The 19328-nt window shown below is 67.8% G+C and carries 18 protein-coding genes and 1 pseudogene; 9 read left to right on the top strand and 10 right to left on the bottom strand.

The features are described from left to right. Positions 1-127: 127 nt before the first annotated feature. The 7 genes from ASPU41_RS07280 to ASPU41_RS07250 all read left to right on the top strand — a co-directional run bounded on the left by ASPU41_RS07280 (position 128) and on the right by ASPU41_RS07250 (position 6031). Positions 128-391 (top strand): DUF6458 family protein, encoded by a 264-nt coding sequence (locus ASPU41_RS07280; RefSeq protein WP_069950357.1) that lies wholly within the window; start codon positions 128-130, stop codon positions 389-391. A 444-nt stretch (positions 392-835) separates the two neighbouring features. Beyond that, complete coding sequence (locus tag ASPU41_RS07275) at positions 836-1639, top strand: DeoR/GlpR family DNA-binding transcription regulator (protein ID WP_069950356.1); 804 nt, start codon at positions 836-838, stop codon at positions 1637-1639. After that, the gene (locus ASPU41_RS07270; protein ID WP_069950355.1) at positions 1636-2622 is read left to right on the top strand and encodes a 1-phosphofructokinase family hexose kinase; all 987 of its coding nucleotides are present in this window, start codon (positions 1636-1638) and stop codon (positions 2620-2622) included. The genes ASPU41_RS07275 and ASPU41_RS07270 overlap by 4 nt, the downstream gene beginning before the upstream one ends. A 2-nt stretch (positions 2623-2624) precedes the next feature. Continuing rightward, complete coding sequence (locus ASPU41_RS07265; protein ID WP_069950354.1) at positions 2625-4664, top strand: PTS fructose transporter subunit IIABC; 2040 nt, start codon at positions 2625-2627, stop codon at positions 4662-4664. A 58-nt stretch (positions 4665-4722) separates the two neighbouring features. Then, entirely contained in the window at positions 4723-5001 is a 279-nt protein-coding gene (locus ASPU41_RS07260) for an HPr family phosphocarrier protein (protein ID WP_056428072.1), read from the top strand. A gap of 239 nt (positions 5002-5240) precedes the next feature. Next, the gene (locus tag ASPU41_RS07255) at positions 5241-5741 is read left to right on the top strand and encodes an SRPBCC family protein (RefSeq protein WP_069950353.1); all 501 of its coding nucleotides are present in this window, start codon (positions 5241-5243) and stop codon (positions 5739-5741) included. A gap of 2 nt (positions 5742-5743) precedes the next feature. Beyond that, complete coding sequence (locus ASPU41_RS07250) at positions 5744-6031, top strand: DUF7218 family protein (protein WP_069950352.1); 288 nt, start codon at positions 5744-5746, stop codon at positions 6029-6031. A 32-nt stretch (positions 6032-6063) separates the two neighbouring features. Here ASPU41_RS07250 and ku read toward each other — a convergent pair whose 3' ends face one another. After that, entirely contained in the window at positions 6064-7062 is a 999-nt protein-coding gene (gene ku / locus ASPU41_RS07245) for a non-homologous end joining protein Ku (protein ID WP_069950351.1), read from the bottom strand. A gap of 124 nt (positions 7063-7186) precedes the next feature. Between ku and ASPU41_RS07240 the strand changes: the two genes are divergently transcribed. Continuing rightward, positions 7187-9652: an ATP-dependent DNA ligase gene (locus ASPU41_RS07240; RefSeq protein ID WP_231941279.1), complete on the top strand. Its 2466-nt coding sequence runs from the start codon at positions 7187-7189 to the stop codon at positions 9650-9652. A 36-nt stretch (positions 9653-9688) separates the two neighbouring features. On the opposite strand, the gene ASPU41_RS07235 is transcribed toward ASPU41_RS07240, so the two are convergent. Continuing rightward, the gene (locus ASPU41_RS07235; RefSeq protein ID WP_069950350.1) at positions 9689-9940 is read right to left on the bottom strand and encodes a hypothetical protein; all 252 of its coding nucleotides are present in this window, start codon (positions 9938-9940) and stop codon (positions 9689-9691) included. An 84-nt stretch (positions 9941-10024) separates the two neighbouring features. Beyond that, positions 10025-10258 carry a hypothetical protein gene (locus ASPU41_RS07230; RefSeq protein WP_069950349.1) on the bottom strand — a complete coding sequence of 78 codons (234 nt, stop codon included), beginning with the start codon at positions 10256-10258 and terminating at the stop codon, positions 10025-10027. A 397-nt stretch (positions 10259-10655) separates the two neighbouring features. Between ASPU41_RS07230 and ASPU41_RS07225 the strand changes: the two genes are divergently transcribed. Next, on the top strand, positions 10656-12269 hold the full coding sequence (locus tag ASPU41_RS07225) for an MFS transporter (RefSeq protein WP_069950348.1): 1614 nt from the start codon (positions 10656-10658) through the stop codon (positions 12267-12269). 205 nt (positions 12270-12474) lie between these two features. On the opposite strand, the gene ASPU41_RS07220 is transcribed toward ASPU41_RS07225, so the two are convergent. From ASPU41_RS07220 to ASPU41_RS07190, 7 genes and pseudogenes are all read right to left on the bottom strand, one after another. Then, positions 12475-13254: an SDR family NAD(P)-dependent oxidoreductase gene (locus ASPU41_RS07220; protein WP_069950347.1), complete on the bottom strand. Its 780-nt coding sequence runs from the start codon at positions 13252-13254 to the stop codon at positions 12475-12477. Positions 13255-13284: 30 nt separating this feature from the next. Then, positions 13285-14055: a hypothetical protein gene (locus ASPU41_RS07215; protein WP_069950346.1), complete on the bottom strand. Its 771-nt coding sequence runs from the start codon at positions 14053-14055 to the stop codon at positions 13285-13287. Positions 14056-14178: 123 nt separating this feature from the next. Then, positions 14179-14523: a GNAT family N-acetyltransferase gene (locus ASPU41_RS07210; protein ID WP_069950345.1), complete on the bottom strand. Its 345-nt coding sequence runs from the start codon at positions 14521-14523 to the stop codon at positions 14179-14181. Beyond that, positions 14520-15854, bottom strand: coding sequence for an acyltransferase family protein (locus ASPU41_RS07205; protein WP_069950344.1), 1335 nt, complete (start codon positions 15852-15854; stop codon positions 14520-14522). Before ASPU41_RS07205 ends, ASPU41_RS07210 begins: the two co-directional genes overlap by 4 nt. Positions 15855-15996: 142 nt before the next feature. Then, positions 15997-16875, bottom strand: coding sequence for a class II fructose-bisphosphate aldolase (locus tag ASPU41_RS07200; protein ID WP_069950343.1), 879 nt, complete (start codon positions 16873-16875; stop codon positions 15997-15999). After that, a complete protein-coding gene (locus ASPU41_RS07195; RefSeq protein ID WP_069950342.1) occupies positions 16875-18290 on the bottom strand; it encodes a GntP family transporter in 1416 nt (471 codons plus the stop codon). The genes ASPU41_RS07200 and ASPU41_RS07195 overlap by 1 nt, the downstream gene beginning before the upstream one ends. A 125-nt stretch (positions 18291-18415) precedes the next feature. Beyond that, positions 18416-19311: pseudogene (locus ASPU41_RS07190) on the bottom strand (NAD(P)-dependent oxidoreductase). Between the last annotated feature and the right edge of the window lie 17 nt (positions 19312-19328).

Here is a 19328-nt window from a genome sequence, read left to right as displayed (position 1 = left end):
GTCCTCGTCCGGCCCCCGCGCGGCGCGGCGGCCGGATCGTTGAAACAACACAGACCGGGCTGTAGCCTGACGCTGGACAGCATGCTTAGCAGTACCTATCCGTCCCACCGGACACAAGGAGCAAGTCATGAGAATCGGTTCCTCCATCTTCCTCATCGCCCTCGGCGCCATCCTGGCGTGGGCCATCACCCCCGGACTGATCCCCAACGTTGACCAGACCATGATCGGCTACATCCTGATGGCGGTGGGCGTGATCGGACTGATCGCCTCGCTGGTCCTGGCCTCCCCGGGCCGCAGCCGCACCCGCCGGGTCAGCGAAACCCGCTCCGTCGTCGATCCCAACACCGGTGAAACCATCACCCGGAACGAGAGCCGCGACGCCGGCCTCTAGCCCCAGGGCACCAGATTGCACCACGGTGCGCCACACGAATGACGAACGACCCGGACGCCGGGCCGGACCCAAGGTCTGGCCCGGCGTCCGCCATTCGCGCCGCCCGCCCCGCGGGACATGCCCAGCCGCCGCAGCCACGAATGGACATAGCGCCATATGCCCACCCCACGGCGCGAGGACCGGACATGTCCAAGGCTTCACCAACCCCGGGCGCGCGCATGCCCAGCCTTCGCGGCCACGAATGGACATAATGCCAATGTGCCCAGCCCAGGGCGCGAGGACCGGACATGTCCCCCCGGGGCGGGGCCGGGAGATTTCTGCGATCATGTTGTTTTCCATTGACAAAGCCACAGATTCAAAGATAAAGTCAATCAACTCCACTACCTGTGATGGTTATCACTGAAGTGGCAGGAAAGCCCGCAGTACTGACGCAAGGGAGAGCCAGTGTTCGCCGAAGAACGCCAACAGCTGATCGTTGGGCTCATTACCGCCAGCGGCCGTGCCAGCGTTACGGACCTCGCCGAGCGTTTCAGTATCACCACCGAGACCGTCCGGCGGGACCTTGCCGCCCTCGAGTCCGCAGGCAGTGTGCGCCGGGTCCACGGCGGCGCGGTGTCCCCGGACCGCTTCAGCACGAACGAGGAAAGCGTCCTGGTCCGGACCGACCGGAGGCAGCCGGAAAAGACCCGGATCGCGGAGGCCGCCCTGGCGCTCATCCCGCAGGACCGGACCGGCAGCATCCTGATCGACGCCGGATCGACCACCGAGTCCCTCGCTGAACTCCTGGCCGCCAGGACGGCAGCAGCCGCCGCCCTGCCGGGGCCAGCTGCGGAACTCGTGGTCATCACCCATTCGCTGCCCATCGCGGCAAAGCTGTCCGGCCAACCCGGCATCGCGCTGCACCTGCTGGGTGGAAAGGTCCGCGGCATCACCCAGGCCGCGGTGGGCCAGTCCACCGTGGAGGCCGCCCGCCGGATCCGCCCGGACATCGCCTTCATCGGCACCAACGGCATCCACGCAGCCTTCGGGCTGAGCACCCCCGATCCTGAAGAAGCCGCTGTCAAGGCTGCCTTCGTCCAATCAGCGCGCCGCATTGTGGTGCTGGCTGATGCCTCCAAGCTGGACGCCGAAACTCTGGTCCAGTTCGCCTCGTTGAAAGATCTGGACACTTTGGTCACTGACACGAAACCCAGCCAGGAGCTGGCCGACGCCCTCGCCGATGCCGGAGTCGAGGTGGTGGTCGCATGATTGTCACCCTGACCGCCAACCCGAGCCTGGACCGCACCGTGGCACTGCCGGGCCCGCTGCTCCGCGGCGAAGTCCAGCGGGCCGTCTCCGTCTCGCAGGAATCCGGCGGCAAGGGAGTCAACGTCTCCCGAGCCCTCGTCGCCTCAGGCCTGAAAACGGTCGCCGTACTGCCAGGAGCCGAGGCGGACCCGGTCCTCGCCGGGCTCCGGGAAGGCGACGTCCCGTTTGCCGCCCTCCCGATAGGCGCGCCGCTGCGCAGCAATGTGGCTCTCACCGAACCCGGGGGCGTCACCACCAAGATCAACGAACCCGGCCCGGTGCTCAGTGAGGAACAGCAGGAAGCCCTGATCGGGCTGCTGCTGGACCACTCCCGCGGCGCCAGCTGGGTTGTCCTGGCCGGCTCGCTCCCACCCGGGGTCCCGGCCGACTTCTACGCCACCGTCACCCGGCGGCTGCGCTCCATGGATCACGGCAACGAGGCCCCCCTCATCGCCGTCGATTCCTCCGGCGAACCGCTCGCCGCCGCGATCTCCGGCGACGCGCTGGGGAAACCGGATCTCCTGAAACCCAACGCCGAGGAACTGGTGGAACTGGCCGCCGCAGCCGGGTTCGCCACGCACAAATCCGCCGAGGAGCTCGAAGCGGATCCGGAGGCTGTCGCGGTGGCCGCCGCCGCCGTCGTGCGATCCGGGGTGGGTGCCGTGCTCGCAACGCTTGGTTCCAAGGGTGCGGTGCTTGTAACGGCCGACGGCGCGTGGCTGGCCACGCATCCGCCGGTCACCGCGGTGAGCACGGTGGGCGCCGGCGATTCCTCGCTGGCCGGCTACCTGCTCGCCTCCAGCCAGGGCGCCGCCCCGGCCGATTGTCTCCGTCAGGCTGTGGCCCATGGTGCCGCCGCCGCTTCGCTGCCGGGCTCCACAGTCCCGGCGGTCCACCAAACCACCCCCGACGCCGTAACCATCACGGCCCTGAAGAAGGATTGACTGTGACTCAGCTCATTACTACCGACCTGGTCGAGCTCGACCAGAACCTGGGCAGCTCGCCCGAGGACGTGATCCGGCACCTGGCCGGCAAAGTTGCGGCCAACGGGCGCGCCACCGAAGTTGAAGGCCTCTTCGCCGACGCCTTCGCCCGGGAACAGAAGACCGCCACCGGCGTGCCCGGCGGCATCGCCATCCCGCACTGCCGTTCGACGGCGGTCACCGAACCGACGCTCGTGATGGCGCGGCTCTCCCAGCCGGTCGACTTTGGCGCCAAGGACGGCCCCGCGGACCTGATCTTCTTCATCGCCGCCCCCGAAGGCGCGGACCAGGACCACCTCAAGCTGCTCTCCAGGCTCGCCCGCTCGCTGATCAAGAAGGACTTCACCGCGTCCCTGCGTGCCGCCGGCTCCGAGGCCGAGGTCGTCGAGCTCGTCGAAGGCGCACTCGCGGACAAGCCCGCCGCCGCAGCCGGCGCAGCTGCCCCCGCAGCGGCCGCAGCCGGTGCAGCAGCCTCGTCCGCAGCGCCGGAAACCGCCGGGGCAGCCCGCCCCAAGCGCCTCGTCGCTGTCACCGCCTGCCCCACCGGCATTGCCCACACCTATATGGCCGCCGATTCGCTCGTGGCCGCGGCCAAGGAAGTCGGCGTGGACCTCCAGGTCGAGACTCAGGGCTCCTCCGGCGCCAAGCCGCTGGATCCGGCAGTCATCGCTGCTGCCGACGCCGTGATTTTCGCAGTGGACGTGGACGTCCGCGGCAAGGAGCGCTTCGCCGGCAAACCCGTCATCAACGCGCCCGTCAAGCGTGGCATCGACGAGCCGGGCAAGATGGTCCAGGAGGCTCTCGCCGCGGCCGACAACCCCAACGCCCGGCGCGTCCCGCACTTCGGTGCCGAGGAACAGGCCCAGCACGAGGCCGAGGAGAAGGGTGAACACATCGGCCAGAAGCTGAAGCGGGCACTGCTCACCGGTGTCAGCTACATGATCCCGTTCGTCGCCGGCGGCGGTCTGCTGATTGCCCTGGGCTTCCTCCTGGGTGGCTACGACATCACCGATGTTGCTGACAAAGTGGTCGTGGAGAACAACTTCGGCAACCTTCCCGAGGGCGGGCTCGCGATTTACCTCGGCGCTGTGCTGTTCAAGATCGGCGCCCTTTCCATGGGCTTCCTGGTTCCGGCACTGGCTGGCTACATCGCCTACGCCATCGCCGACCGGCCGGGCATCGCCCCCGGCTTCGTCGCCGGTGCGGTGGCAGGCTTTATGGGTGCCGGCTTCCTCGGCGGCATCGTCGGCGGCCTGCTCGCCGGTTACATGGCGCACCTGATCGGGACCTGGCAGGTTCCACGCTGGCTCCGCGGCCTGATGCCCGTGGTGATCATCCCGCTGCTCGCTTCCATCTTTGCCTCCGGCCTGATGTTCCTGGTTCTTGGCGGTCCGATCGCGGGCCTCACCAAAGCTCTCAACGAGTGGCTCTCGGGCATGACCGGCGCCTCCGCCGTCGTCCTCGGCATCATCCTCGGGCTGATGATGTGCTTCGACCTTGGCGGTCCGGTCAACAAGGTTGCCTACGCCTTCGCCGTGGCAGGCCTGAGCGCCGGTAGCGCCACCAACCAGGCGCCGTGGCAGATCATGGCAGCCGTAATGGCTGCCGGCATGGTCCCGCCGCTGGCGATGGCGCTGGCCACCGTCCTGGACAAGAAGCTCTTCAGCCTCGCCGAGCGTGAAAACGGCAAGGCAGCCTGGCTGCTGGGCGCGTCCTTCATCTCCGAAGGTGCCATCCCGTTCGCTGCCGCCGATCCGCTGCGCGTCATCCCGGCCAGCATGGTGGGCGGCGCCCTCACCGGCGCCCTCTGCATGGCCACCGGCGTGACCTCGCAGGCACCCCACGGCGGTATCTTCGTGTTCTTCGCCATCGGCAACCTGGTGATGTTCGTCGTTGCCATCCTCGCCGGAACCGTGGTCAGTGCCCTGGCCGTCGTCGCCCTGAAGCGCTGGGCAGCCAAGAAGACCGTTGATACGGTTGAACCGGTTCCCGTAGCCGCCTGAGCCGCCCAGGAAAACGAACAATCCGGCTGATAGTCCCACGCTGAAACAAGGAGCAGAAATGACCGAACGAAACGCCACCATCGCCAGCCGAGTAGGGCTGCACGCCCGACCGGCCGCCATCTTCGCGGAGGCTGCAGGCGAGTTCGATCTCGAAATCACCATCGCCCGGCTGGGTGAACCCGTTGACGAGGCCATGGATGCCGCCAGCATCCTGTCCCTCATGAGCCTGGGCGCGTCGCACGGTGAAGTTGTGGTCCTCCGCGCCGAGGGCGACGGCGCCGATGCCGCCTTGGAACGCCTGGTCCAGATCCTCGAAACGGACCACGACGCCGAATAGCGTCACCTCCCGGGCGGCACTGCCGCCCGGGACAACGAGGCCCGGGACAACGAGGCCCGGCCGCACCCTGGACAGGGTGCGGCCGGGCCTTTGTGTTCCGGAGCTTCCGGGATCCCGGAGTTCCTCAGCAAACTTAGTAAGTGCTTGTCACGGCCCGGCGCCGCCGCTAGTTTGGAAACCGCGGCACCACCCCCCGTGGCCTGCCGCAGGACGAGTTCCCGGCAGAAGGAGTCACCCCCGTGGCAAGCGTGCAGGAAAGCATTGAAGTCGACGTTCCGGTGTCCACCGCGTACAACCAGTGGACGCAGTTCGAGACGTTTCCCCAGTTCATGGAGGGCGTCGAGGCCGTCGAGCAGATCGACGAGACCTCACTCCAGTTCCGCACCGACATCGCCGGGGTCCGGCGTGAATACCTCGCCCAGATCACCGAGCAGACCCCTGACCGGAAGATCGCCTGGGTCAGCACGGACAAACCGCGCAATGCGGGCACCGTGACCTTCGAACCCCTCGGCACCGAACGCGCCGGGGTCAACGTGGAACTGGAGTGGGAGCCCGAGGGGCTGGTGGAAAAGGCCGGCTCGGCCGTCGGGGCGGACAGCCGCCAGGTCACCGCGGACCTCGGCCGCTTCAAGGAGTTCATCGAATCCCGCGGGAGCGAGACCGGTCAATGGCGGTCCTCGGTCGACCGGGGCGAGGTGGACGACCCCACCGGGTCCACCGGCAACCCGTTGCCGAGGTAGCCGTGCCCACGAAGAAGAATGCCCCGCGCGGCTCCGAGAGCCCCAGCATCAAGGACCCGGAACTCTACGAGGAGCTGCTGGAGGACGGGGCGTCGAAGCAGAAAGCCGCCCGCATCTCCAACGCCGCGGCCAAAAAAGGCCGCTCAGCCGTGGGCCGCAAGGGCGGCAAGGCCGGCGACTACGAGGACTGGACCGTCCCCCAGTTAAGGGAGCGCGCCAAGGAAATCGGCCTTAAAGGCTACTCGGGCAAGAAGAAAAGCGAGCTCATTTCCGCGCTCAGGAATTCCTGATCCCGGTGGCCACCGGCCGGACAGCCGACGGCTCAGGCCTCCTTCCGCGCGCTCCGAACGGACGGCTTGGGGGCAGCGGCCTTGGTGCCGGCGGCTTTCGCCGCAGTCTTGGGCGCGGCTTTGGCCGGCGCCCGGGAAGCCGTCTTCGGAGCCGCCTTGGCCGCGGCCGGCTTGGCGGGGGACTTTGCAGCGGGCTTGGTGGCGGACTCGGTGCCGGCCTTGTCGTCCGCGGATGCCGCCGCTCCCCCGCGCTTCTTCTCCAGGCTCCGCTTGAGTGCCTCCATCAGGTCGATCACCTCACCGCTGCCGGCCTCGGCAGCCGGGACGCCAAAGGTCTCCTCGGTGTCCAGCGACTCGCCCTTCTCCAGCTTCGCCTCGATGAGCTGGCGCAGCTGGATCTGGTAGTCGTCGGTGAACTGGTCCGGCTCAAAGTCCGCCGCCATCGAATCGACCAGCGCGGCGGACATCTCCCGCTCCTGGGCGGAGATGCGGACTGTGGTTTCGAGTGCGGGGAAGCTGGCCTCGCGCACCTCGTCGGCCCAGAGCAGAGCCTGCAGCACCAGCACGTCGCCGCGGATCCGCAGGGCCCCCAGCCGGGTTTTGTCCCGCAGCGCGAACTGGACGATGGCCACCCGGTCGGTGTCCTCCAGCGCCCGGCGCAGCAGGACATAGGCCTTGGGCGATTTGGAGTCCGGCTCCAGGTAGTAGCTCTTCTCGAACATCATCGGGTCGAGCTGCTCTGCCGGGACGAACTGCACCACATCGATCTCGTGGCTGTTCTCGGCCGGGATGGACTTGAGCTCCTCGCGGCTGAGGACCACCGTGCGGCCGTCGTCCTCGTAGGCCTTGTCGATGTCCTCGTAGTCCACAATCTCGCCGCAGACCTCGCAGCGGCGCTGGTAGCGGATCCGCCCGCCGTCGGCGTTGTGGACCTGGTGCAGGCTGATGTCATGGTCCTCGGTCGCGCTGTAGACCTTGACGGGCACGTTGACCAGCCCGAACGCAATCGCGCCTTTCCAGATGGCTCTCATGGATCAAGTGAACATCACAGTTGCGTGGAGGTGAAGCCCCTTGGCTGAACGGACGCCGGCCGGGACCAGGGAGCGCGTCCGGGTAGGCGGCCGCGAACTGGTGGTCACCAATCTGGACAAGGTGATGTATCCGGAGACCGGCACCACCAAGGCCGACGTTCTGGCCTACTACGCCGCGGTGGCGCCCGTGCTGATCGCGGCCGCCGCGAACCGGCCGGCCACCCGGAAGCGCTGGGTGCACGGCGTCGGGACGGCCGATGCCCCCGGCGAGATGTTCTTCCAGAAAAACCTTGACCATTCGACCCCGGGGTGGGTGCCCCGGGCCTCCATCATGCACAAGGAGAGGACCATCCAGTACCCGCTGGTCAATGATCCGGCCACGCTCGCCTGGCTCGCGCAGATCGCGGCCCTCGAGATCCATGTGCCGCAGTGGCGCGTCGACTCGCATGGAAATGCCCTGCCCCCGGACCGGCTGGTGCTGGACCTGGATCCCGGCGAGGGGGCCGGGCTGGCCGAATGTGCCGAGGTGGCGAGGCTCGCCCGCACCATCCTGCAGGACGTGGGCCTGGATCCTGTGCCGGTAACCAGCGGCAGCAAGGGCATCCACCTGTACGCCGCCCTCGACGGCACGCAGAGCTCCGAGCAGATCTCGGATTTTGCCCATGAACTGGCACGCTCGCTGGAAGCCGACCACCCGGAACTGGCCGTGAGCGACATGAAGAAGACCCTGCGCACCGGCAAGGTCCTGGTGGACTGGAGCCAGAACAGCGCCGCGAAGACAACCATCGTCCCGTATTCCCTGCGCGGGAGGCTCCGGCCTACCGTGGCGGCGCCCCGGTACTGGCGCGAACTCAGCTCGCCGTCGCTGCACCAGCTCGATTACCAGGAGGTCCTGCAGCGGGTGAAGTCCGGCAAGGATCCGTTCGCTGTTATTTCCGGCCGGGGGCGGCCGGGGGCCCGGCATAACGGCCATCCGGGCGACGCTCCCGGGGAAGCACCCGGTGACGGCGGCGACACCGATCCGCGGCTGGAAAGGTACCGGACCAAGCGGGACTCGGCCTCGACCCCGGAGCCGTTCAGCGCGGAGCGGTACCGCGCCGAGGCCGCAGAGGGCACTGTCCGGGAGAAGTTCGTCATCCAGGAACACCACGCCAGCCGGCTGCACTATGACTTCAGGCTGGAGCGCGACGGCGTGCTGGTGTCCTGGGCGCTGCCCAAGGGTGTCCCCACGAGCAAAACGAAGAACCACCTGGCGGTCCAGACCGAGGACCACCCGATGGACTACGCGGACTTCGAGGGCACCATTCCGAAGGGCCAGTACGGCGCCGGAACCGTCAGCATCTGGGACCGCGGCTACTACGAGTGCGAGAAGTGGATCGCCGGAAAAGAGGTCATCGTTACCCTCACCGGGCAGGACGAGGGCGGCCTGGGCGGGACCCGCAGGTTCGCGCTGATCCACACCGGCCGGGCCGACGACCAATGGCTCATCCACCTGATGGACCCGCCCGGCTCTAAGAAGGGGCACGCTCAAGCGGAGGCGTCGGCGTCGGACGCCTCCGCCGGGGCGCCGGACGACGACGCACAGCACGACGCTCCGGGCCTCTCCGGCGCGGCAGCGCGGGAGAGTGCCGCCCCCGGCACGTCGGACTTCACTCCGATGCTGGCCAGTGCCGGAACCCCCGCCGACCTGTCCGGCAAGGAATGGCAGTTCGAGCTCAAGTGGGACGGGGTACGTGCCCTGATCGTCGGTGACACGAAAAAAATCCGCCTGATCAGCCGCAACGGCAACGATATGTCCGCGGTGTATCCGGAACTGACGGACCGTTCCTGCTGGCCGGAACGGGATTTCGTCGCCGACGGGGAGATCATCGCCGTCGGCGGTTCGGGGCGCCCCGACTTCGGGCTGCTGCAGGGGCGGATGAAGCTCACCAAAGCCTCCGACATTGCGAAGGCTCAGGCGTCGACGCCGGTGCGGCTGATGCTGTTCGACCTGCTGTCCGAGAATGGCAGGGACCTGCGCCGCCTCCCGTTGAGCAAACGGCGGGCCGGGCTGGAAGCGTTCTTCACCCCTTCCGGCTGCCCGGTGGAACTCTCCCCGCTGATCGACGGCGATGTCCGGCACATCCTGGAAAGCGCCGAGGAGCTGGGGCTGGAGGGCGTGATGGCCAAGCGCACCGGCGGCCGGTACGTGGGGCAGCGCAGCAGGTCCTGGCTCAAACTCAAGTTCGAACGCACCCAGGAGGTGGTGGTTGGCGGCTGGCGGCCGGGAAAGGGCGGACGCGGGCAGTCCGTGGGTTCACTCCTGCTGGGGATCCCGGACGGTTCCAAGCTGCGCTACGTCGGGCGGGTTGGCAGCGGATTCAGCGACCGGGAGCTCAAGGAGCTTCGCCAGCAGCTTGATGCGCTCCCGCGGAAGACCTCGCCGTTCCTGGAGGTTCCGGCGGCCGATGCCTCGGACGCCCACTGGGTGAGCGCCCGGCTTGTTGGAGAGGTCACCTATGGGGAATGGACGGGTACCGGCAAGCTCCGGCACCCGGTGTGGCGCGGCTGGCGGCTGGACAAGAAGCCTGAGGACGTGGTCTTCGAATAGGGCCGCGCCGGGCTCAACGCCAGCCGAGCCGCCCTGTCACTTGTCGCGGTGCGGGATGTCCGGACGGCTGATCCGGTGCTCAGCGGCCTCCACGACGTGCTGGCTGCGGACATCCTCTTGGTCCTTGGGGTGGCGGTGCTTGCCGCTGCCATCCGGCCAGGAATGCCCCTCGGATGCGGGGGGCGGAAGGTGATGCACCGGCTCGGGACCCGGAGCCTCATCCATGGAGTCGGCCAGGTGGCTGGCCACCTCCGGCTCGATCTCGTCTCCTGAGTGATGATCTGCCATTGTTCTTCCTTTCCGTGTGCAATTACCGCTGTGGAATGAAGTGTCCAACCATCGTAGGTCGGCCGGCCGGCGATGTCTGTAGGGCTACCAGCGGACTTTCTTCTCGGCCGGACCCTGCTTGCCGCTGACGTGCGTGGGCTTGTGGCTGTGGCCGACGCTCTGTGAGCCGGCTCCGCCCCGCGACTTGCTGGCGAGCATCTCCTTCTGGGCGTCCGTGAGGCGGGACTTGATGCCTTTGCCTTCCTCCTGCTTGGCCTGGGACTTGGTGTCCGCCTCGGCTCCGCTGTTAGTGCTCTTCTTGCTCTCTTTGCCAGTCATGGACTGCTCTCCTTTTGGGGCTTTGTGTTCAGCACTCCGCTGAATTCAACCCTAAGCGTTTGCCGGACCCCTTGGGTACCCTTTCTGCGCGGTGTTGCGGGGTGTCAGGGGGCGCGGGAGGGCGGCCCAAAAGGCGTGGTTCCGGCGGGAAAACCCGCTGTCGGCAGGGTTGCCGGGAAAAAGTTTGTGCCGGCCCCGGTGAAGACGGGATATTCCAGCGGTGGCGCGGCGAGACGGCGGAAAAGAAATCCGCTAACCGACCCCCAATCGGGGCTGAATTACCGGATGATACGGCACCAAACTCGGAAACACCATAGAAATCGCGTAAAATTGAAGGCCTGCCCAGAGCGGGGCAGCTACAAGTCGCAAGCAAATGACCTCCATAGGAGCGGCCCAAATGCCCACAGACCGAAGCACGACCGACTCTTCAGCAGGCGTTATGAACGCCGGCGGAACCAACCAAGTTGCACCCAAGGGTGCAAGGAAACCAAAGCTCCGGACGCGCCGCCGACTCAAAGAGTCCGACGTCAACGTAGTCAACAAGCCAATGCTCAAGAAAGCACTCGGCGGCACCATCGTGGGTAACACCATGGAGTGGTACGACGTCGGCGTGTTCGGCTACCTGATCACCACCATGGGACCGGTGTTCCTGCCTGATGCGGACAAGTCCGTGCAGACCCTGTTCCTGCTGGGAACGTTCGCCGCCACCTTCATTGCCCGCCCGCTGGGCGGAGTCATCTTCGGCTGGCTCGGCGACAAGGTGGGCCGCCAGAAGGTCCTCGCCTGGACGCTGATGCTGATGGCCGCGAGTACCTTCGCCGTGGGCCTTCTGCCCGGCTACGCGCAGATCGGCATGTGGGCTGCTGCCCTGCTGGTCCTGCTCAAGGTCGTCCAGGGCTTCTCCACCGGTGGCGAGTACGCCGGTGCCACCACCTTCGTGAGCGAATACTCCCCGGACAAACGCCGCGGCTTCTTCGCCAGCTTCCTGGACATGGGCAGCTACCTCGGCTTCGCCATCGGCGCCGCACTCGTCTCCGGGCTGCAGCTGACCATGGGCCAGAGCGCCATGGAGGAATGGGGCTGGAGGATCCCGTTCCTCATCGCCGGCCCGCTGGGCCTGATCGCGATCTACTTCCGTAACAAGATCGAGGAATCCCCCCAGTTCCAGGCAACCCTGGACGCCCAGGAGGAAAACGCCAAGGACGCGACCGCCTCCGACGCCGCCGCCTCCAAGGGCCCGGTGGGCATCGTCAAGGCCTACTGGCGTTCACTCATCGTCGCCATGATCCTGGTGGCAGCGGCGAACACCGCAGGCTACGCCCTGACGTCCTACATGCCGACGTACCTCACCGAGTCCAAGGGCTACGATCCCGTCCACGGCACGCTGCTGACCATCCCCGTGCTCGTGATCATGAGCCTCTGCATCCCGCTCACCGGAAAGCTGTCCGACCGGATCGGACGCCGCCCGGTGCTGTGGATCGGTGCGCTCAGCACCGTGGTTCTGGCCGCCCCGGCATTCATGCTGATCGGCGTCGGGGAAATCTGGTCCACTCTCCTGGGCCTGGGCATGATCGCCTTCCCGGTCACCTTCTACGTGGCCAACCTGGCCTCGGCCCTGCCGGCGCAGTTCCCGACGGCGAGCCGTTATGGCGCCATGGGCATCGCGTACAATTTCTCGGTGGCCATCTTCGGCGGCACCACACCGTTTGTCGTCGCGGCCCTCATCGGCGTCACCGGCGATGACATGATGCCGGCCTACTACCTGATGGCCACCTCGGCGATCGGTGCCGTGGCGATCTACTTCCTCAAGGAATCGGCCCAGCGCCCTCTGCCGGGTTCCATGCCCAGCGTGGACTCCCAGGCTGAGGCCAAGGAACTGGTCGCAAACCAGGACGAGAACCCGCTGATTGACCTGGTGGAAATGGACATGCCGTTCGCCGCAGCTGCGGCGGATGCAGGTGCTGATTCGACGGCGTCCCGTGACGCCGAAAGGGTTCCGGCCAAGGCCTGAGCTTGCCCCTCTGGCAGCCCGGTCGGGTTCATCCTGAGCCCGGCCGGCTAATCCGGATTCTGTAGCAAAAGCCCCGCCCTTGAGGCCTGCCTTACGTGATTACCCATTGGGGCAAGCACGCAGGGCAGGCCTTAGGCGTGTCCGGCAGCAGGGCCCCGCGCGAACAGTCGGGTGCCCGCCCCTGATCCGCCTGCGGCTGCCCCGCTTATTTGGCGCGGCGGGGCGGGCCGGCAACGAGCCGGTCCGGGAGGATGCGGGCGGCCGCGGTCAGCACCTTGTAGCGCTTGGTCGGGATGGAGACGGCCTTGCCCCGGGCGTTGTCGGCGAGGCCCTCACGCACCACCCGCTCGGCCTGCAGCCACATCCAGCGCGGGGTCACCGTTTTGTCCATGCCCATCCGGTCGTGGAACTCGGTATGGGTGAACCCGGGGCACACCGCCGTCACGTTGACCCCCTGTTTGGCATAGGCAAGGTTGGCCCAGCGGCAAAAGCTGACAAGCCACGATTTCGCCGCCGAATAGCTGCCCCGGGGAACGAACGCCGCCACGCTGGCGACATTGATGATCCGGCCCGAGTGCCGGCTGAGCATGCCCCGCAGTGCGGCGTGGGTCAGCTTCATGGCAGTCTCGACATGCAGCTTGAGGTGGCCGGCCTCCTCCGCGATGTCGTTCTCCTCGAAGGAACGCAGCAGGCCGATCCCGGCGTTGTTGACCAGGATTTCCACCGGACGCGCCGGATCCGTGAGCCGGCCGACGACAGCCGCCACTCCGGCGTCGTCCGCCAGGTCAGCGGCGAGCACCTCGGCGCGGACACCATACCGCCGCTCCAGCTGCTCCGCGGTGGCCTTCAGCCGCGCGGCGTCGCGGGCCACCAGGACCACGCTGTGCCCCTGTTCGGCGAGCTGGCGCGCGAATTCCGCCCCGATCCCGGCGGTCGCTCCGGTGATCAGTGCAGTCGTGCCGGCCGGCATCGCTTCAGATGTCATGGCGACAGCCTAACCCGGCGTGTTCCTGCCTCAGGCAAGGGCCTGCCCGGTCGCCAGTTCGCCCTCGGCGGGGCCGCCCGCGCGGTCCCGTTTGCGGTTCTGCAGCTCTTCGGTCGCCAGCTCGTACCAGGTGTGCGCGCCAAAGGACGGGCTGGGCGTGTCGAGGTGACGGTAGAGGGCATCGGCCAGCTGGCCGAGGGCGACGTCGGACAATGCCCGGACCGTGGCGGCCGGGTCAAGGGTTCCTTCGAAGTACTCCGAGAGCTCCAGGCCGTTGATGGTGTTGAGCTCATCCGGGATTGGGCTGCAGGCCCCGTTCAGTCCCGGCGTCAGCCCACCCGCGGAGCCAAGGCCGGAGGTACGGTCAGCGGAGACCTCCATCTGGCGTTCTGCGAGGGAGTCGGAAGCGACATCAAACAGCGGCACCGCCGGGATCTGCCCCTCGAGTCCGGCGAGGACTTCGCCGTCGGATCCGACGTGCAGCAGGCAGATCGGGAGTTCCGCGGGTTCTGCCAGGGTGACGCGGAACGGCTCCGCCCCGGCAGGGGTCGCGGCGCCCGGCGCGGCAGCGGCCACGCTGGCACCGGCGATCGACCGCAGCTGCAGGAGGATCTCCGGGTCCAGATGGGACGACCTGTGGAGATCGATCATGACATCGGTGCCGGCACCGAGCCGGCCCGCCCTCCGCATGATGTGCAGCAGGGCGGGGGAATCAGCTTGGGTGAGGCAGCCGGTGACTTCGAGGGTCACTTGTCCGGGATCGACATCCACACGGACAAGCACACGCAGTTTGTGGTTCATGGGTTCTCCAAAGGGACACGTCCAAGAGCCGGCTGCATAACTCTGCTCAAACTTTATGCGGTTGTTGCCCCGGTCACAAGGCGGCGCGCTCCCCGGCAGCCCCGGCCGCCAGGAGCGTGGAGTTCAGGCTCCCTCCGGGGGATGCTCCGGCCAGTCGATGTACTGGTTGTAGGCATCGTGCTTGCGCAGGTACCGGTACATAAAGGGGCAATTCGGGATGATCCGTTTGCCCGACGCCACCACGTCATCAAGGGCGAAGTGGGCCAGCACCTTGCCGAGCCCCTGGCCCTGGAACTGTTCCTCCGTATCGGTGTGGATGAAGTCCACATGGCCCGGCTCGTCTATGAAACGGATCTGGACGGCCAGCTTCCCGCCAACGTGGAGTTCGTAGCGGTGCAGCTCATCATTGCGGGTGGTGGATACGTCCGGGCTGAACGTGTCTTCAGTGGCTGCCGAGTTCTCCGTCATGGTTCGACATTGGCACTTAAAGGCGGGCGTGGCAATGGCGGGCCCGCACTGCCCGGGCCCGAACCGGCCACCAGCCGGGCGGGGATCCGCCCCAGCAGCAGGACCGCGAGCACAAAACACGCCGCTCCCCCGCCGAGCAGTCCCAGCGTCAATCCGTTGAGCGCGGCGTCGGCCACCGGGACATAGACGGCGACGGCTGCCGTCGCCACGGCGGCCGCCGGACGCCTTGCGGAGGCGGGGGTCGTGGGGCGTTCTTCGAGCCGGCCGAAGAGCGCCAGCACGGGCAGCAGCAGGCCGATCAGGGCCAGCAGCACCAGCGGCCGCCCCCACCACCAGGCGGCAGTTCCCCCCGCCGGCTGGGGAAAGTCGGTCAGCAGCAGCAGGCCGGACATCGCCGCGAGGAGGGGCAGATGCCACAGGTAGACGGTCATCGACCGCCGCCCGGCCGCTGCAATGAAAGCCTGCACCCGGGAGAGTGAAACCAGTCCCGCCAGCACAGGCCGGAAGAGCTGCAGGGTGGCGGCCTGCGAAACCCCGAGCAGCAAAAGGGTCAGGTTGGGCGGGTTGAGGTTGACCAGCATGTTCCCGGAGTACAGCCCCAGCCACACCACCAGCCCCAGGACCAGGTTGCTGCCCAGGATCATGCCGGCCAGCGCCGGGCGCCGGAGGGCCAGCGGTCCGCCGTCGGCGAGCAGGAATCCAAGCTGCTGCACGGCGCACCACAGGAAGACCATGTTCAGGTATGCCAGAGCCGGCACCGTCCCCCGCAGGCAGTCCACCGCCACCACCAGCGACGTGAGCCCCGCCATTGTCAGCCAGGGCGCCCGTGCGTGCAGCCGCGCCAGCAGCGGAAGGTTCAACTGCGCCGCCAGGTATGCGGCAAGGAACCACAGCGGCATGCCGGCTCCGGCAACCAGCAACTGGACAACCTGCGGGTCCACGCCGGCCAGCCGCGCCGCCCAGAGCCCGGAAAACATGAGGGCGAGCAGCACGGCGGCCGGGCGCAGAAGCCGCAGCATCCGCGCCTGCATAAAGTCGAACGCGTTGCCGCCCCGGGCGCGGAGGCGGCGCCAGGCCTGCAGACCGGTGATGCCGCCGGCGACGAAGAAGAGTGGCATGACCTGCAGCACCCAGATCACCGGTTCGAACCAGCGCTGGTTGCCGAGGGTGTTCACAGAGGTTACGGTACCGTCCGGGTGCAGCACCGGACTGACCATCATGGTGTGCCCCACCACCACGAGCGCAAGACAGTAGAACCTGGCGAGATCGATCACCAGGTCACGGTCGGGCCGCACTGCCTGCCCTCCCGCTGCCCGCTGCCGTGGAACCATGGAGCCTCTTAGGAAACCTGCCGGCACGCCCGGGTGGTGAGCGTGCACGCTGCTGCGTTGCTCCATTGTCGGCCTTGTCCATGCGGAGGGCCAGTGCCGGCGGGCACCGGGCCCTGCTGCCGGTTTCCGGCCCGTGCGAGAATCAGCGTGAGAGCGTCGCCAGCGCGGAGGCCGCGAACGCCCCTGCCGAGGCGTCCCACTCCGCCAGCAATCCCTGGAGGTTCTCGCCATCCCTCCGGTGCGAGGCCGTGTGTGCCTCGAGGGTCTCCAGCACGCCGGTACGCAGCTCGGTGTTGAAATTGACCTTCCCCACGTTCATGGCGGCAGCTTTGACGAGCTCGGCGGCGGGGATTCCCGAGGCGCCATGGAGCACCAGGGGAATGCGGGTCCGCACGGCAATGTCCTGCAGCACGTCCCATCGCAGCTCCGGCTCGCCCTGGTACTTGCCGTGGACGTTGCCCACCGCGACGGCCAGCAGCTGGGCACCGGTCCGGGCCACGAAGTCCTCCACCTGCGCGGAGTCGGTGAGGCCGGCCGTGCCTGCCGCCGGGGCGCTGCCTGCGGCGTCGGATCCGAAGGCCCTGTCCTCGTCGCCGGCGAGCCCGCCTAGTTCCGCTTCAATCACAATTCCCTGGGCGGAGCCGGCGCCGTCAAGCAGGGCGCGCGCCGCCCGGACCAGCGCGATGTTGTCCTCATAGGGAAGCGATGATCCGTCCACCAGGACGGAGTCGGCCCCCGCGGTAACGGCGTCGGCAATCACCCCGAGGTCCGAGGCGTGGTCGAGCTGCACGGCAACCGGAACGCTGGCGCCGTCGGCGAGGCCCCGCAGCGCCCCGATCAGCCGGAGTCCGTTCGGTGTGGCCGCGGTGCTGGGCGAGATGAGCAGAATGGCGCCGCGGCCGGCGTCCTCCGCCGCCGCCACCACTGCGAGCGCGGTGGTGAAGTCGTAGCAGGTGAAGGCCGGAACGGCCGATCCCTGCTGGAGGGCCGAGACTACCAACTGATCGAGGCGGGCACGCATCAGGCGCTCAGGCCTCCCACCAGGGTCCAGACAAGGATCGTCAGGGCAAAGCCAGCCACGCCGAGGATCGTGGTGAGTACGGTCCACGTGCGCAGGCCGTCAGCAACGGACAACCCCAGATACCGGGTGACGATCCAGAAGCCCGAGTCGTTGATGTGGCTCAGGCCGAAGGCGCCGAAGCCGATTGACACCAGGATCAGGGCGGTCTGCACCGGCGTGTAGCCGCCGTCGGCAACCGACGCGGCCAGCAGGCCGGCGGTGGTGATGATGGCTACGGTGGCCGATCCCTGCGAGGCGCGGAGCACCGCGGCCAGGATGAACGCCATCAGGATCAGCGGCAGGCCCACGCTCTGCAGCCCCTCGGCGAGTGCCTTGCCGATGCCGGAAACGGTGAGGACCTTTCCGAAGACGCCGCCGGCGCCGGTCACCAGGATCACAATGGCGGTGGGGGCGAGTGCGGAGTCCATGACCTCGCCGGTCTGCTGGGAAGACCAGCCGCGGCGGATGCCCAGGAAGTAGTAGGCCAGTCCCAGGGCGGTCAGGAGGGCGATCAGGGGTGCGCCGACGAAGGCAGCCACGTCGGACGCCAGGCTGCCCTTGGGCAGCAGGACGGCTCCGACAGTTCCCACCATGATCATCAGGATCGGCAGCACGATCAGCGTGATGATCATGGCCGGGCTGGGGGCGGTTTTGGCCGCCGTCTTGACGGCCACGCCGCCGCCGGCGGTGGCATCCTGTTCGACCTCGGATTTGCCGGTGCCGAAGAGGCGGAACTGCTCGGCGGTGCCGGACAGCATGCTGTATTCGCGGCGGTTCAATTTCTTCGCGACAAAGTATCCGAGGACTCCGACGGGGATGCAGATCAGGAGGCCGATGATGGTGGTCCAGCCGATATCAGCCTTGAGGATCCCCGCGCCGCCGACGACGCCGGGGTGCGGCGGGACGACGACGTGGATTGCCAGCATGATGGCACCGACGGGCAGCCCGATCTTGACGGGGTTGACCCCGGCGGCCTTGGAGAAGCCGTAGATGATGGGGATCAGGATGATGAACCCGACGTCGAAGAAGACCGGGATGGCCAGCAGGAACGCCGCCGAGGTCAGGGCTGCGATGACCCGGCGGGGTCCCAGCAGCTGGGTGAATTTGCCGGCCAGGGCCTGGGCCCCGCCGGATATTTCAATCATTTTGCCGAGCATCGCGCCGAGGCCAACCAGGATGGCGACCGAGCCGAGCGTGCCGCCCATGCCTTCGGTGACGGTCTTGATGATGTCCGGAAGCGGAATCCCGGCGGCCAGCGCCACGCTGACGCTGACAACCAGCAGCGCCAGAAAGGCGGGGATCTTGAACTTGATGACGGCCAGCAGCAGCAGGGCTACGCCTGCTGCCGCGATGGCCAGGAGAGCGAGAGCGCTCATCGGGTGTCTCCTTTGACGGGCCAGTCGGTTGGACGACCGGCGGGATGGGGTTCAGCGGCGACGGCGGAGGGGGAGCCGCCGTCGCCGGGTTTTTGGGGAACTACAGGCCGAGCTGGGGGCAGGAACTAGGCGGTGCGCTTCGTGGGCGCGAGGACCTTGATCACGGCGGAATCGTCGGCGGCGGCGAGGCCCTGGGCCTGGCCCAGGAGGTACAGCTGTTCGGCGGCCGCGGCGACCGGGGCGGCGAGGCCGGCGGCGCGGGTTGCCTTGCCGACAATGCCCATGTCCTTGACGAAGATGTCCAGGCGGCTGAGGACCTCCGCGCCGTTTTCCGTGTAGGCCTCCAGGATGCGGGGTCCGCGGTTGGACAGCATAAAGGACCCGGCGGCGCCGGCCTCCAGGGCCGCGAGGGTCTTGGCCTGGTCCAGGCCGAGGGCGTCCGCAAGGGCCATCGCCTCGGCTGCTGCGGCGATGTGGATCCCGCAGAGCAGCTGGTTGACGGTCTTGAGGGCCTGTCCGTCGCCGGGCTTGTCCCCCACGACGGTCAGTGTGGAGGCGAGCAGTTTCAGGACGGGGCGGGCCGCTTCCAGCGCCTGCGGTTCGGCGCCGACGACGATCAGCAGATCACCTTCGCCGGCGCGCTTGGGCCCGCCGGAGAGTGGCGCGTCCACCAGGGCCACCCCGAATTCCGCAAGCCGGGCGACGGCGGCCGGAATGGCGTCGGTGCCGACGGTGCTGCCGAGGATCACGACGGCGCCCGGCTTCAGCACGGAGGCGACGCCGTTCTCGCCGAACAGGACGTCGTCCAGCTGCTCGCCGTTGCGCACTGCCAGCAGCAGCGCATCGGCGCCCTCGGACGCTTTTCGCGGGCAGAGGCGAAGGTGCGGACCCCGGCGGCTTCGGCGAGCCGCAGGCGCGGCTCGGCGATATCGAAGCCGTGGACGGTCAGCCGGGTGGCCAGCCGTGTGGCCATGGGCAGTCCCATGGCGCCCAGGCCAAGGACGGTGACTTTGTAGTTCATGGTTTACTCCGTTGAAA

Origin of the sequence: Arthrobacter sp. U41 (assembly GCF_001750145.1) — a bacterium.
GTDB lineage: Bacteria > Actinomycetota > Actinomycetes > Actinomycetales > Micrococcaceae > Arthrobacter.
This window is presented reverse-complemented; position numbering and strand designations above follow the sequence as displayed.